General features: G+C 58.9%; 14 protein-coding genes and 1 pseudogene. 8 read left to right on the top strand and 7 right to left on the bottom strand.

The genetic code is table 11. The features are described 5' to 3' along the window. Positions 1-105 precede the first annotated feature (105 nt). Positions 106-1,200: a DUF1615 domain-containing protein gene (locus NL116_RS20695; RefSeq protein WP_494373811.1), complete on the top strand. Its 1,095-nt coding sequence runs from the start codon at positions 106-108 to the stop codon at positions 1,198-1,200. An 83-nt stretch (positions 1,201-1,283) separates the two neighbouring features. On the opposite strand, the pseudogene NL116_RS20690 reads toward NL116_RS20695, so the two are convergent. Continuing rightward, positions 1,284-1,565, bottom strand: a pseudogene (locus NL116_RS20690) (hypothetical protein); the annotation flags it as partial. A gap of 261 nt (positions 1,566-1,826) precedes the next feature. On the opposite strand from NL116_RS20690, the gene NL116_RS20685 reads away from it, so the two are divergent. Continuing rightward, a complete protein-coding gene (locus tag NL116_RS20685; RefSeq protein ID WP_494373810.1) occupies positions 1,827-2,450 on the top strand; it encodes a glutathione S-transferase N-terminal domain-containing protein in 624 nt (207 codons plus the stop codon). A gap of 140 nt (positions 2,451-2,590) precedes the next feature. On the opposite strand, the gene NL116_RS20680 is transcribed toward NL116_RS20685, so the two are convergent. After that, positions 2,591-3,031 carry a CBS domain-containing protein gene (locus NL116_RS20680; RefSeq protein ID WP_494373809.1) on the bottom strand — a complete coding sequence of 147 codons (441 nt, stop codon included), beginning with the start codon at positions 3,029-3,031 and terminating at the stop codon, positions 2,591-2,593. A 222-nt stretch (positions 3,032-3,253) separates the two neighbouring features. On the opposite strand from NL116_RS20680, the gene NL116_RS20675 reads away from it, so the two are divergent. After that, the gene (locus NL116_RS20675) at positions 3,254-5,614 is read left to right on the top strand and encodes a DNA polymerase II (protein WP_494373808.1); all 2,361 of its coding nucleotides are present in this window, start codon (positions 3,254-3,256) and stop codon (positions 5,612-5,614) included. Here the strand turns inward: NL116_RS20675 and NL116_RS20670 are convergent. Together NL116_RS20670 and NL116_RS20665 are read right to left on the bottom strand one after the other, a co-directional pair. Next, positions 5,579-6,049 carry a DUF1810 domain-containing protein gene (locus NL116_RS20670; RefSeq protein ID WP_494373807.1) on the bottom strand — a complete coding sequence of 157 codons (471 nt, stop codon included), beginning with the start codon at positions 6,047-6,049 and terminating at the stop codon, positions 5,579-5,581. The genes NL116_RS20675 and NL116_RS20670 overlap by 36 nt on opposite strands. Before the next feature lie 30 nt (positions 6,050-6,079). After that, positions 6,080-6,901, bottom strand: a complete 822-nt coding sequence (locus NL116_RS20665) for an aldo/keto reductase (RefSeq protein ID WP_494373806.1) — start codon at positions 6,899-6,901, stop codon at positions 6,080-6,082. Between the two features lie 233 nt (positions 6,902-7,134). Here NL116_RS20665 and NL116_RS20660 point away from each other — a divergent pair, with 233 nt between their 5' ends. Both NL116_RS20660 and NL116_RS20655 read left to right on the top strand, forming a co-directional pair. Beyond that, positions 7,135-7,884 carry a hypothetical protein gene (locus NL116_RS20660; RefSeq protein ID WP_494373805.1) on the top strand — a complete coding sequence of 250 codons (750 nt, stop codon included), beginning with the start codon at positions 7,135-7,137 and terminating at the stop codon, positions 7,882-7,884. 225 nt (positions 7,885-8,109) lie between these two features. Further along, positions 8,110-8,895 (top strand): sulfite exporter TauE/SafE family protein, encoded by a 786-nt coding sequence (locus NL116_RS20655; protein WP_494373804.1) that lies wholly within the window; start codon positions 8,110-8,112, stop codon positions 8,893-8,895. A gap of 20 nt (positions 8,896-8,915) precedes the next feature. Here the strand turns inward: NL116_RS20655 and NL116_RS20650 are convergent, their stop codons facing one another. After that, complete coding sequence (locus NL116_RS20650; RefSeq protein WP_494373803.1) at positions 8,916-9,284, bottom strand: VOC family protein; 369 nt, start codon at positions 9,282-9,284, stop codon at positions 8,916-8,918. Between the two features lie 180 nt (positions 9,285-9,464). Here NL116_RS20650 and NL116_RS20645 point away from each other — a divergent pair, with 180 nt between their 5' ends. Then, the gene (locus tag NL116_RS20645; protein ID WP_494373802.1) at positions 9,465-10,037 is read left to right on the top strand and encodes a DUF4174 domain-containing protein; all 573 of its coding nucleotides are present in this window, start codon (positions 9,465-9,467) and stop codon (positions 10,035-10,037) included. A gap of 377 nt (positions 10,038-10,414) precedes the next feature. Beyond that, a complete protein-coding gene (locus NL116_RS20640) occupies positions 10,415-10,783 on the top strand; it encodes a DUF6124 family protein (protein WP_494373801.1) in 369 nt (122 codons plus the stop codon). Between the two features lie 85 nt (positions 10,784-10,868). Here NL116_RS20640 and ampC read toward each other — a convergent pair whose 3' ends face one another. Further along, entirely contained in the window at positions 10,869-12,035 is a 1,167-nt protein-coding gene (gene ampC, locus NL116_RS20635) for a class C beta-lactamase (protein ID WP_494373800.1), read from the bottom strand. A 162-nt stretch (positions 12,036-12,197) separates the two neighbouring features. On the opposite strand from ampC, the gene NL116_RS20630 reads away from it, so the two are divergent. Next, positions 12,198-13,088 carry a LysR family transcriptional regulator gene (locus NL116_RS20630; protein WP_494373799.1) on the top strand — a complete coding sequence of 297 codons (891 nt, stop codon included), beginning with the start codon at positions 12,198-12,200 and terminating at the stop codon, positions 13,086-13,088. Positions 13,089-13,182: 94 nt separating this feature from the next. On the opposite strand, the gene gudD is transcribed toward NL116_RS20630, so the two are convergent. Continuing rightward, positions 13,183-14,526: a glucarate dehydratase gene (gudD, locus tag NL116_RS20625; protein WP_494373798.1), complete on the bottom strand. Its 1,344-nt coding sequence runs from the start codon at positions 14,524-14,526 to the stop codon at positions 13,183-13,185. Between the last annotated feature and the right edge of the window lie 4 nt (positions 14,527-14,530).

Raw genomic sequence — 14,530 nt, 5'->3', positions numbered from 1 at the left:
CTCCGCAGACATGACGATGGAACAGGGCGCGGCCGCAGGAGTCATAGCCTGCGCCATGCCATTGGTCGTATGGTTAACCCGACTCAACGGATTTGATGGAGCACCATGCTAGCCAGTCGATTGATCATGGGGGGCGCGGCGCTATTGCTGCTGGCCGGTTGCGGCACGCAGCGCCCGCAGGAACCACCCGCGCGCCCGCCCGCCGAGGTCAAGGCCGAAATCGTGCGCCTGCTGCCGGCCAACACCACGGATCGCCAAGGTTGGGCCACCGACATTTATGCCGCCTTCGCCGCCCAGAAAATCTATCCGTCCACGCAGAACCTGTGTTCGGTGTTCGCCGTGACCGAGCAGGAATCCAACTTCCAGGTCGACCCGCCTGTGCCGGGCCTGGGCAAAATCGCTCGGGACGAAATCGACCGTCGCGCCGCTAAAGCCCACATTCCCGGCCTGTTGATCAGTGGCGCGCTGCAGATCAAATCACCCAACGGCAAAAGCTACAGCGACCGTCTAAACGCGGCGCGCAGTGAAAAGGAACTCAGCGCGATTTTCGATGATTTCATTGGCATGGTGCCCATGGGCAAGACCCTGTTCGGTGGCTTCAATCCGGTACACACCGCCGGACCGATGCAGGTCAGTATCGAGTTCGCCGAACAGCAGACGCAAAACTATCCGTACCCGGTGGAAGGCTCGATTCGCCATGAGGTGTTCACTCGGCGCGGCGGCATGTACTTCGGCATCGCCCACTTGCTGGGGTACCCGGTGAGCTACACACAACCGCTGTATCGCTTCGCTGATTTCAACGCCGGTTGGTACGCCAGCCGCAATGCGGCGTTTCAGAACGCCTTGAGTCGGGTGTCAGGCATCCCGTTGGCGCTGGATGGCGATCTGGTCCGCTATGACTCGATCATGCCCGGTACCACGGAAGTGGCGGTGCGCAGCATCGGCAAGCAGTTGGGTATGCGCAATACGACGATTCGTAATCAGTTGGAGGAGGGCAACAGTCTTAAATTCGAAGAGACGGAACTCTACCGGCGAGTGTTCGCGCTGGCCGATCAGGCCGAGGGCAGGGCATTGCCTCGTGCGGTGTTGCCGGGGATCGAGCTGCAAAGCCCGAAAATCACACGAAAGCTCACCACTGCATGGTTTGCCAAGCGGGTCGATGAGCGTTATCAGCGTTGCATGACGCGGGCTGGCCAGTAATCCGGCACAAAACACAGGCGTAAAAAAACCCGGCGGGTCAGGCCGGGTTTTTCATTGAGTACTGCGGTAAAACCCTGCATTTATGCGGCGCGGCTTTCGATGAGACGGTCAGAGCCACCTTCGGCAACGCGGTTCTGCATCAGGCGATCGGAACCATCAGCGGCTACGCGGTTTTCGATCAGATGGTCGGAACCATCTGCGGCTACGCGGTTTTCGATCAAACGATCCGAACCCCCTTCAGCCACACGGCTTTCAATCAGGCGATCCGAGCCGCCTTCAGCGACCACAGGTTGAGCAGAGGTTGCGGCAAAAGCGTTGACTGCAAAGACCGAGAAAGCGATAGCGAGGAGAGTTTGGCGTTTCATGATGGTGTGCTCCGGGGTATTTATTGGTTGGTATGGAGCGGATGTTACGCCGAGGATTTTTTATGAGAACTTCATTGATGTGATGGTGAACATTGACCGCATTGATAGTCTCTGTGAGATGCCCCACGCGGGCGTAATGGTTCAGTCGTCGGATGGTGCGGGTAGGGGGGGGCGACGCTTCTACACTGATGAACTGGATCACCACGACCGACAGGTGACGCCTCTAATGATCACATTCTCGTCTCGCCAGGAGGCCGCACCATGTATCAACTCTATGGACACCAGAACTCAGGCGCGGCGGCGATAGAAGCGGCGCTGGAGTTGTGCGAAATTCCTTATCGCTTCATCGACGTCGAATTGTCCTCGGAGGCCGCCCAGGCGCTGGAGAAGCTCAATCGGCTCAAGCAGATTCCGACACTGCAATTGCCCGATGGCAGCATCCTGACCGAAAGTGCAGCGATCCTGATTCATCTCGGGCTGACATTCCCTGTGTCGAACCTGTTGCCGTCACTGGCTGCTGACCGCGATCAGGCGATCCGCGGCCTTACGTACATCGTCAGCAATTGCTACGCGGCCATCGGGATTATCGATTACCCCGAACGCTGGTTGGCCGAGACGGATGAGACGTCCAGGCAAAACCTCATGGCCGGTGCCCGCGCGCGATTGCACTGGAGCTGGGAGGTGTTTGCCGATCAGTTTTCCGGCGAGCTGTACCTGGGCGATGAGACGCCGGGGGCGCTGGATGTGCTGGCAGCCGTGGTGTCGAGGTGGGGTGGGAGTCGGGAGCATTTACGCAACGCCCGGCCCGGTTTTTTCGCGTGGCTGGAGCGCATCGACCGGCACCCGACATTGGCCCCGGTCTTCGCCCGGCATTGGCCCGTCTGAACACCGAATATTTACGGTGGGCACGGGCTTTTGTGGGAGCCGGGCTTGCCCGCGATGCAGACGACTCGGTGTGACGGCAAACCGGGTTGATCCCATCGCGGGCAAGCCCGGCTCCTACAGGGTTTTGTGGTGGGTTCGGGTTACTCGCCGCGAATGTACTGCTCCAGCTGGCGAATCAGCTCCGCCTGTTCGGCAATCGCTTCCTTCACCAGGTCACCGATCGACAGCAATCCAATCAACTTGCCGTTTTCCACTACCGGCAGGTGGCGCAGGCGTCGGTCGGACATGATGCCCAGGCACGTATCGACGGTTTGATGGGTGTCCACGGTGATCACATTGGAAACCATGATGTCGCGCACCGGCGTGCCTACCGAAGAACGGCCATGCAGCACCAGTTTGCGTGCGTAATCACGCTCACTGATGATGCCCACCACCTTGTCATTTTCCACCACCAGCAAGGCGCCGACGTTTTTCTCGGCCATCTTCATCAGCGCTTCCAGCACCATGTGATCAGGTTTGATCTGGTGCACTTCCTGATTCTTCTGATCTTTGAGCTTGAGCAGTTGGGCGACGGTTTTCATGGTGGCTTCTCGGGTGTTGTCGTTGTTCTTGAAGAATCGTAGACCCAAGCGCTGAGGGCAAGAGAGAAAGCGGCAGATAACACTCAAAAAACGCCATTCAGCGGTTTTTCTTCGGTAAACCCTGGGGAAACCGCGTGGAAAAGTCGAAAGTATCGTGCATGACCCGCTGCCCCTTGATGACGCGTAGAATTGCCGCCTGAATCAAAACGTGAGGTTGCAGCGGTGGATTTACAGCAGGGTTTCGTCCTGACCCGGCATTGGCGCGACACCCCGGCCGGCACGGAAGTCGAGTTCTGGCTGGCGACCGACAGCGGCCCCCGGCGCATCCGCCTGCCTCATCAGCCTTCGGTGGCATTCATTCCAGCAGGCCAGCGCGAGCAAGCGGAGCAGGTACTGCGCGGCGAGAAGAGCGTCGAACTCAAGCCTTTGGACCTGCTGGATTTCGAGCACCGCCCGGTGCTCGGCCTGTATTGCCAGCAGCACGGTCAGTTGATGCGCCTGGAAACCGCACTGCGCAAGGCCGGTGTCGAGATGTTCGAGGGTGATGTTCGCCCGCCCGAGCGCTACATGATGGAGCGGTTCATCACGGCGCCGGTGATCTTTGGCGGCACACCCGATACCGATGGCCTGCTGCTCGACGCGCAGATGAAACCCGACCCGAAATACCGGCCCAACCTGCGGCTTGTCTCGCTGGACATCGAAACCACTGAACAGGGCGAATTGTATTCGATTGCCCTGGAAGGCTGCGGCGAGCGTCAGGTGTACATGCTCGGGCCACCCAATGGCGACGCCAGCGCCGTGGATTTCCAGCTCGAATACTGCGACTCGCGAACTGTTCTGCTGAAAAAGCTCAACGAATGGTTTGCCCGCCACGACCCGGACGCGATTATTGGCTGGAACGTTGTGCAGTTCGACTTGCGTGTCCTCCATGAACACGCCCGACGCCTGGGCGTACCGCTCAAGCTTGGGCGTGGAGGCGAAGAAATGCAGTGGCGCGAACACGGCAGCCGCCACCATTTTTTCGCAGCCGCCGCCGGGCGCCTGATCATCGACGGCATCGAATCGCTGCGCTCGGCAACCTGGAACTTTCCCTCGTTCAGCCTGGAAAACGTCGCGCAAACCTTGCTGGGCGAGGGCAAGGCGATCAGCACACCGTATCAGCGCATGGACGAAATCAACCGCATGTTCGCCGAGGACAAACCGGCCCTCGCCACGTACAACCTCAAGGACTGCGAACTGGTCACACGGATTTTCGCCAAGACCGAACTGCTGACCTTCTTGCTGGAGCGCGCCAGCGTCACCGGTTTGCCCGCGGACCGCAGCGGTGGGTCGGTGGCAGCATTCACGCACCTGTACATGCCGCTGATGCACCGCCAGGGCTTTGTGGCGCCGAACCTGGGCGGCAAGTCACCGCAGGCCAGCCCCGGCGGTTTTGTCATGGCCTCGCAACCGGGCCTGTACGAATCGGTGCTGGTGCTTGACTACAAGAGCCTCTATCCGTCAATCATCCGCACCTTCCTGATCGACCCCGTCGGCCTGATCGAAGGCCTGCAGCATCCCGATGACAGCGACTCCGTTCCGGGGTTTCGCGGGGCGCGTTTTTCCAGAACCCGGCATTGCCTGCCGGCCATCGTCGCCCGGGTCGCCGAGGGCCGTGAAACCGCCAAGCGCGAACACAACGCGCCGCTGTCCCAGGCGCTGAAGATCATCATGAATGCCTTCTATGGTGTACTTGGTTCCAGCGGCTGCCGCTTCTTCGATACGCGCCTGGCCTCGTCGATTACCTTACGCGGCCACGAAATCATGCTGCGCACCCGACAGCTGATCGAAGCTCAGGGCCACACGGTCATTTACGGCGACACCGACTCCACCTTCGTCTGGCTGCGCCGCGCCCACGGTCAGGAGGAGGCCGCGCAGATCGGCCGCGCGCTGGTGGATCACGTCAACCAGTGGTGGCGCGAACATGTGTCAGAGGAGTACGGGCTGGACAGTGCCTTGGAATTGCAGTTCGAAACTCACTACAAACGCTTTCTGATGCCAACCATCCGTGGTGCGGAGGAGGGCAGCAAGAAGCGCTACGCCGGGCTGGTTACCCGCGCCGATGGCACGGATGAAATGGTCTACAAAGGCCTGGAAACTGTGCGTACCGACTGGTCACCGCTGGCCCGGCAATTCCAGCAAGAGCTGTACTCGCGGATCTTCCACCGCAAGCCGTATCAGAATTACGTGCGCGATTACGTGCAGAAGACTCTGGCTGGCGAGTTCGACGACCGCCTGATCTACCGAAAACGACTGCGACGCGCGCTCGACGACTACGAGCGCAATGTGCCGCCCCATGTGCGTGCCGCGCGCATCGCCGATGACTTCAACGATCGCCAGGGCCGTCCGCGTCAGTACCAGAACGGTGGCTGGATCAGCTATGTGATCAGCGTCGCCGGGCCCGAGCCGCTGGAAATTCGCAGCGCCCCCATCGATTACGACCATTACGTCACGCGGCAATTGCAACCGGTGGCGGACGCGATCCTGCCGTTTGTCGACGACGACTTCTCAACCCTGATTGGTGGGCAAATGGGCCTGTTTTAGGTCCAGCAACGACAGCGTCCAGTCATCCCGTATGCCGTGGAAATATTGTTCAAGTGCCCGGCCAAAGAGGTTTTTGTCCGGGGCGACCTGGGCAAACAGCGTCATCGAGGAGTGAAACTTGAGGTCATCGGGATGACCGAAAATCTCGGCGATGGAGCGCTGTTCGATGTTCAGGACCAGTTGCGTACATGTTCGCAACCGTGGACCCAGCAATGGATGCTCCAGATACGCCACGGCTTCCTCTTCGGAGCAAATGGCAAAATATCGAGACATCTCGCTGCCGCCCAACCCGGCGAGCTGCGGAAAAATGAACCACATCCAGTGACGGCGTTTTTTTCCGGCATTCAGTTCTTCCTGAACCCACTCAAAGACCGGGTCTTGAGCCTGGACGAAACGTTGCAGGTTAAAAGCATCGAGCTGATCGGTGCTTCGCATGCAGAAACCCTCTGACCATACGGCGATAGCTCAGACCATGGCCAATCGCTGTTTGTGTTGTGGCGCGTGAAACGCGTGGTCCAGCACCTCCAGATCCCCGGGTTCAAGCCGCACTTGCGCGGCTTGTGCATTCAATTGCACGTGTTCAGGTTTGACCGCTTTGGGGATGGCGATCACACCGGGCTGCCGCAGGATCCATGCCAGCGCCACCTGAGCCGGTGTCACCCCGTGACAGGCGGCAATTTTTACCAGCGTCGGATGCGTCAGCATTTCACCGCCCTGACCGATAGGACAGTACGCCATCAATGGCAGTTGGTGCTGTTGGCTCCAAGGCAGCAAGTCGAATTCGATGCCGCGCTCCTCCAGGTTGTAGAGCACCTGATTGGTAGCGCAGGCCGATGAGTTCAGTTCATGCAGATCGTCCACATCGAAATTGGACACGCCCCAACGGCCAATCTTGCCGTCTTCACGCAGGCGTTCGAAGGCTTCGACGGTTTCCTCCAAGGGATACTGGCCGCGCCAGTGCAGCAGGTACAAATCAATGTAATCGGTTTTCAGGCGCCGCAGGCTGCGCTCGCACGCTTGGGGAATGCCTTGGCAGCTGGCGTTGTGCGGGTAGACCTTGCTGACCACGAAGACCTGATCACGCAGACCGCTGATGGCTTGCGCGACCACTTCCTCGGCACCGCCTTCAGCGTACATTTCCGCCGTATCGATCAGCGTCATGCCCAGCTCGATGCCCTGGCGCAGGGCCGAGATTTCTCTGGCACGCGCCGAATGATCTTCACCCATGTGCCAAGTGCCCTGGCCAATGACGGGTACGGTAACGCCGGCCAGTTCAAGGAACCGCATGAAAACCTCCTGCATGCAACGCGGTGGATACCTAGTTGGCAGCAAAATAACCCGGTGGTTCCATCCAGCGCCATCTTCCCGGTAAATGCGAACACGACGAAACATCACCTTTGGACAGGCAGGCGGCTTCGCTCACAGACCACCGGCACTGCACTTTTTTGGCATTGGCGGCTCTATCCTTGGGCAGCCGGCGGCGATCCCCACCGTTGGCCCATGCCCAAGTTCAAGAACCCATGGCTCGAGTGTTACCCCGCATCACCCCACCCATCCGCCACCATTGCTTGTTTCTGGCTGGCTTGGCGATGTTCGTTGTCAGCGGTTGCAGCCAGCAACAGGGCAATGACATCGTCAGCCAGTTCCGCGAAGGCCGTCCCCAGGAATTTCTGCAGACCAGCGTCGACCGCATGGCCACGCTGACGATGCGCGACAACCTCGACAGCCTCTATTTGCTGATGAGCAAGCTTTACCTGCGTAACCCCGAGGAGCTGAAAAAATCCGGCTTCCTCGATGCCCGAACCGCTGGAAAGCAAGTGCGCATGGCCATCGAGCAGCAACAGCCACTGCCCACCCTCGGCGGTAAAAAAGATCTCGCGGCGCTCAGGTATGCCATGAGCCCGGAGTTTCTGGGTGACCGGGTCGGCGCCTTCATCTATGCCATCGGCAGCATGCTGGTAACCGCTCACGGCAATCGCCTGGAGTTCTACATGACGGATGCGATCAACCCGACGTTCGTCAGCAATGCCGCGCGCAACATCGAGATCGCCACGTGGATTCTCAGCCAGCGGCAAAACAAACAAGGCGAACCCTTGTTGTTTTCCAATGAGATCTCGGAGGAGGGCAGCAACCTGAGTTTTGCCGTGGAGTTTGGCAAGATCGTTGCGCGGCTGGACTTGCTGACGCAGATGCTCGACGAACGTTACCGGCGCATCGGCTTGAACTACGCACAAAGCCTGCTGTTTCTGAATTTTCTGCCGGTGCAATAGATCCGACACAGCTCCCCCTGTAGGAGTGAGCCTGCTCGCGATGGCGATTTAACGTTCAACACAAGGGATGGCTGATAGTCCCCTGTCACGAGCAGGCTCACTCGCACATGGGAATGGGGTATTGTTATGTCCTGATATAACGATAGTCCGCATCGATATAAGTGGTTATAAGAAAAATCGCTATGCTGCGGGCCAGATTTCTTTGCGGTCTTTGTGGACGTATCAATGGATTTAGTGAACATCGGGTTGATCGTTGCCGGTTTGGTGGTTGGCTTTATTGTCGGCATGACTGGCGTCGGTGGAGGGTCGTTGATGACCCCGATTTTGCTGTGGTTCGGCATCAACCCCGCAACGGCGGTCGGCACCGATTTGCTGTACGCGGCGATCACCAAATCCAGCGGCGTGCTGGTCCACAGGAAAAACAACAACATCGACTGGTCGATTACCGGCTGGCTCACCCTTGGCAGCGTGCCGGCGGTGGCATTGACGCTGTGGTTCCTGAGCAGCTTGCATACCGCACCTGAAACCATGAACGCCATCATCAAACAGGCGCTGGGGTTCGTTCTGTTCGCCACGGCATTGGCGATTCTCTTCAAGAAACGCCTGCTCGATTTCGCTCACAAACGAGCCGGTGGCAACTACAACCCTAGTGGCAAGCGCCTCAACGGGATGACGGTGATCACCGGCCTGGTGCTGGGCACCATGGTTGCACTGACGTCCATCGGTGCTGGCGCCCTGGGCACCGTGGCGCTGTTCATTCTGTATCCGCTGTTGCCCACCCGTCGCCTCGTCGGTACCGAAATCGCCCACGCCGTGCCGTTGACCCTGGTCGCCGGGCTTGGCCACGCGAGCATGGGCAATATGGACTGGCACGTGCTGGGCTTCTTGTTGATCGGTTCGCTGCCCGGGATCTGGCTGGGCAGTCATTTGACCGGCAAGATCTCCGATGAGGTGTTGCGTCCTTGCCTGGCGACGATGTTGGTCCTGATTGGCTACAAACTGGCGTTCTGATTCCGACTGAATCACCCCTGTCACTCGCGAGTGAAAATCTCCAGCAGGTGCCCGTCCGGGTCATCGAAATATACCCGCCGTCCGCCTGCGTAATCATTGATTTCCTTCGACCGCTGCTTTCCCGGGTCCGCCCACCACGGCTGGCCGCGAGCTTGCAGGCGCGCGAAGGCATCGTCGAAGTCGTCGTTACCGATCAAAAAGGCATAGTGCTGCGATGCAATCGGTGGTTCGGTGTTGTAGAAATCCAGGGACACGCCGTTGTCGAATTTGACGATCAGCATCGGGCCGAAAGGCTCGGGGGCGGGCAGGCCGAGAAGCTCGGTCAGGAAAGTCGCGGAAAGCTGCTTGTCGCGGCACCAGACGATGGTGTGGTTCAACTGAGCGCTCATGGAGTCGTCCTCACGGCGGTTCAGGTAGATCGTTATAGGCGATGAGATTAGCTCAGTCTGTTGCGCAATGACCGCCCTGACCTAAGCTTGGGTCAAGGCGAAACACAATTGCGGTGCGTCACCCGGAACGAACGCCGCGATGCGCAATCATTAGAGCGTGGTTATCAAAAGGAGATGCGCATGCTCATCAGGTTTTTGACCCTGACAACCTTGCTGGCTTTCGCCGGTCCCGTGTTCGCAGTCGACAGCGATTCACCCTTGGATATCGACAAAGGCAGGTCCCGGCCTTTGATTATCATTGCACCCAGTACTGTCGATCCGGTCTGGGTAGGGTTGAAAAAGTCACTGGACGATCCAGCTAACAAAGAGGGCATCGCCCAGCGCAATATCCGGGTGTATAGCGTTCTGAACATGTTCGGCCAGCTCGACGGCAAGGACCTCGGTCAGCAGGACACCATGGCGCTGATCCGCTCGCTGAAACTCGGTGCTGGGGCGTTGCCCAAAGTGATCCTTATCGGCAAGGACGGCGAAAAGAAGCTTGAGAGTTCGGGGGATGAATCCAGGTCGGTCGATTTGAAGAAAGTGTTCGACACCATCGACGCCCTGCCAGCAGCCGAGAAAGAAGCCACCGCACCGGCGGTAGTGACCCCGCCAGCGGAGGCTGAACCGGTCAAAGGTGCAAAAAGCGCCAAGGGAACCAAGAATGGCAAACCCGCCAAACCGACCAAGCCCCCTGAAATGCCGGATGACTGACACCCCGCCGAACCCCTGTTGGCCTGCCATGGGTGTAGCCCGCTTCTACGAAGAAGCTCACTTATTGAAAAAGATCACGCCAAATCTTCCGAAACTTCGACAGATGCCGGCAGAACGCGGTCATTGCCGAGTTGTGGGTGACCCAGGCGTGATCGGACGACGGTTGCAGCCGCAGTGACAACAATGGGCGATCCAAGCGATCACCCATTTTTTTTGCGTGTGAAGTATCCGCCTTCACGGGCTTCGGAAATTTCCTTCAAGTTGTGTAGCACTTGATGAACTGGTGTCTGTCAGCACGCACCGCTAGCCTTCATGGGAGTCCGCGACATCGAGGGACCCAAGGATGAAAACACCCGTGGAACCAAGGAGCCTCGCCTGTGAAAAAGATCTGCAAGCCTCAATCAGAAAACCCTGACGACTCCGAGCATCCCACGCCTGTGAAGCTGTGTGGGACCACCGACGTGGCGGTCATTCAACGCCCCAGGCGTATGCGCTCGCCCCAGCCTATATTCACCATTGCCCCCGGAGTCGATACGCGGACGCTACTGAAACAAGCTTGCGACACCCTCGCGTCGCTGACAGCCCTGCTTGAGAACTTTGCCGCCAAACTGGAAGGGCCGAACCGCGGTGAAATATTCTCGATTCAGCAGCTGGCGATGGTCGCAGAGTTGTTGGTGACTCAGGTGCGGGACAACCTTGCGGCGGATAGGGAAGTGTCTGGCGCTGACCCAGAGACCCGGCATTAAACAGGTATAAGAACGAAAATGGGTGACCTCAACGGGTCACCCATTTTTCGTCTCGCCTTTCAGCAGGGGATTGTGTTTTTTCGGGTTATTTGCTCAGGGCACTCAGTATTGTGTGGGCGATTTTGATCCGCTCCGGGTTCGGGTAGTTTTTGTTGGCCAGGATCACGATGCCGATGTCCTTCGACGGCACAAACGCGACGTAGGCGCCGAAGCCGCCCGTGGAGCCGGTTTTGTTGAGCAATACGTTCTCCGGTTGCTGCTGCGGTGGGTTCAACCACTTGACCTCGTGAGCTTCCATTGCCATCTCGGTCGAGTTGCCGGCGAGCAGCCGGTCCAGCGTGACCGGGTAGGGGTAGAGCTCCCAGCCCAGCCCCTGTGTCATCTCACCTGCCGTGTAATAACCGGTGTGGGTGGTGGCGATGGCTTGCTGCAATGGCTTGTCCAGTCCTGCCGGTTTCATGTTCGCTTCAACATATCGAATCAGGTCCGAGGCACTGGTTTTCACGCCGTAGGCTTCCGAATCCAGCGCGCCCGGTCCGACACGCACCGGCTTGTCGTCCTTGTTGTAACCCTGAGCGTAAAGCCCCATCTGCGCTTGCGGGACCTTGAGGTACGTGTGCTTGAGGCCCAGTTTTGGCAACAAGGTTTTTTCCATCAGGTCATCGAACGGCTGGCCCATGCTGTGGGCGGCAAGATAACCGAACAACCCGATGCTTGGGTTCGAATACAGGCGATGGGAGCCAGGAGGGTAGACCGGTGTCCACCGTTTGAAGTAGTCGAGCATCGTGTCGGCATGGTCAGCGTCGTCGGGGAATTGCAGCGGCAACCCGCCAGCGGTGTAAGTGCCCAATTGCAACACACTGATGCGATCGAATGCACTGCCTCGCAATGCCGGCAAAACGGTGCTGGCCGTTTCGGACAGGGACAATTTGCCGCTGGCCTGCGCATAGCCGGCCAGCGTGGCGGCGAAGGTTTTACTGACTGAGCCGATTTCGAACAAGGTGTCCTGACTGACCGGTTTGCGATTCTCTTTAGAGGCCACGCCGTAATTAAAGTAATGCTGCTGACCGTTCTGGGTGATCGCGACGGCAAGACCGGTGATGTTCTGTTGCTGAATCACGGGGCCTACGGCTGCGTTGACCAGGGTTTCAAGTTGCTGGTGGGACGGGGTCGCGGCGATACAGGGTGCCGCGCCGAGGATAAGGGCGAAAGCACCACAGGACGCAATCCTTGGCAATTTGTTTGTGTACATGTCTGATCCACTCTTCATGAGTTGTGATGAAGTTAACCCGCTACACTCCATGCGCTCTTGCAAATCGGGCTACCTGATAGGCGAGCCAAATCTAGGCAGTCCGCCGAGCGTCGACAAACGACGATATTTCGGATGAGCCATTAGAAAAACTATGGAGTTCGCATGATTCGTCCGCACTTGCCGCTGAATGCGTTGCGCGCCTTCGAGGCTTCCGCGCGCCATTTGAGTTTTACTCGGGCCGCGGTGGAGTTGTTCGTTACGCCTGCGGCGGTGAGTCATCAAGTCAAAAGTCTCGAAGCCCAACTCAACGTAACACTGTTCAAACGCTTGCCACGCGGGTTGATGCTGACCAGTGAGGGTGAAACGTTGCTGCCGGTCCTGCGCGAATCCTTTGACCGTATCGCCGAAACGCTTGAGCGGTTCGAAGGCGGGCACTATCGGGATGTGTTGACAGTGGGGGCCGTGGGGACGTTCGCGGTCGGGTGGTTGTTGCCGCGACTGGCGGACTTCCAGGAGAAACATCCGTTCATAGATTTACGGCTGTCGACCCATAACAATCGGGTGGACGTGGCGGCTGAGGGGCTGGATTACGCCATTCGTTTTGGCGCTGGCGCCTGGCACGGGATTGAAGCGTTGCGGCTGATAGAAGCGCCGCTGTCGGTATTGTGCGTACCTGAACTCGCCCGGCAGTTGCGCTCGCCTGAGGACCTGTTGAAACAAACGTTGTTACGTTCCTACCGTACGGACGAGTGGCTTGAATGGTTTCTGGCCTGCGGGTTGCCGCCCAACCCGGCACCCACCAGGACTATTGTGTTCGACTCTTCGCTGGCGATGATGGAGGCCGCACTTCAAGGTACTGGCATTGCATTGGCGCCGCCGCTGATGTTCGCCCGTCAACTGGCGGCCGGTGCCATTGAGCAACCGTTCGCCATCGGCATCACCACCGGAAGCTACTGGCTCACCCGCTTGCAGTCTCGCCCCGAAACGGCGGCCATGACCGCGTTCAAGGAGTGGCTACTGCAAGCGTCTGAAACGCCAATCTTGCAGGAGTGAGCCTGCTCGCGATGGCGGAGTGTCACGCGGCATCATGCTGACTGTGCCGACGTCTTCGCGAGCAGGTTCACTCAGGTATAACGGCGGTAGAAAGTCAGCGCACCAGACACGGCCGTTTGTTATCGAATGTCCAGCCCGGGATCAGAAACTGCATCGCCACGCTGTCATCCCGCGCCCCCAGCCCCATGCCTTTGTACAGTTCATGAGCCTTGGCCAACTGGTCCATGTCCAGCTCAACCCCTAACCCTGGTTTCTTCGGCACCTGCACACAACCGCCGACGATTTGCAGCGGGGCTTTGGTCAAGCGCTGGCCGTCCTGCCAGATCCAGTGGGTGTCGATAGCGGTGATGTCGCCCGGTGCAGCTGCCGCGACGTGGGTGAACATGGCCAGTGAAATATCGAAATGGTTGTTGGAGTGCGAACCCCAGGTCAGACCCCATTCATGGCACATCTGCGCCACGCGAACCGAGCCCTGCATGGTCCAGAAATGCGGGTCAGCCAGGGGAATGTCCACCGATTGCAACTGAATGGCGTGGCCCATTTCTCGCCAGTCGGTGACGATCATGTTGGTTGCGGTTTTCAGCCCGGTGGCACGGCGGAACTCGGCCATGACCTCGCGCCCCGAGTAACCGTTTTCTGCGCCACACGGGTCTTCGGCGTAGGCCAGGACGCGGTGCTGATCGCGGCACAAGCGAATAGCTTCCTTGAGTGACCACGCGCCATTCGGATCGAGCGTAATGCGCGCCTCCGGAAAGCGTTCGGCCAGTGCGGTCACGGCTTCGATTTCTTCATCGCCACTGAGCACGCCGCCCTTGAGCTTGAAGTCCTTGAAACCGTAGCGAGCGTGAGCGGCTTCAGCCAGACGAACCACCGCGTCAGCGGTCATGGCTTGCTCGTGGCGTACACGGAACCAGTCGTTATCGGCGTCCGGTTCGCTGCGGTAGGCCAGATCTGTCTGCTGCCGATCACCCACGTAAAACAGGTAACCGAGCATCTTCACTTCGTCACGTTGCTGGCCTTCGCCGAGCAGGGCGGCGACCGGTACGTCCAGATGCTGGCCGAGCAAGTCGAGCAGGGCGGCCTCAAGCCCCGTCACGGCGTGAATGGTGATCCGCAGGTCGAACGTCTGCAAACCGCGCCCGCCCGCATCGCGATCGGCAAAAATCTGGCGCACCTGGTTGAGGATCTTCTGATACGTGCCGATCGGACTGCCAACCACCAGCGCGCGGGCGTCTTCCAGTGTCTGGCGAATACGCTCGCCACCCGGTACTTCACCGACCCCGGTGTGACCGGCGTTGTCCTTGAGGATCACGATATTGCGGGTGAAAAACGGACCATGGGCGCCGCTGAGGTTGAGCAGCATGCCATCGTGGCCGGCCACCGGAACCACCTGCATGCTGGTGATGATCGGGGCTTTTGCGGAATCTTGTGGGTTCATTTTT

This window comes from Pseudomonas sp. FBCC-B1667, from assembly GCF_059133255.1.
The sequence above is the reverse complement of the archived record's forward strand: the minus strand, read 5'-3'. Positions and strand labels throughout refer to the sequence as shown.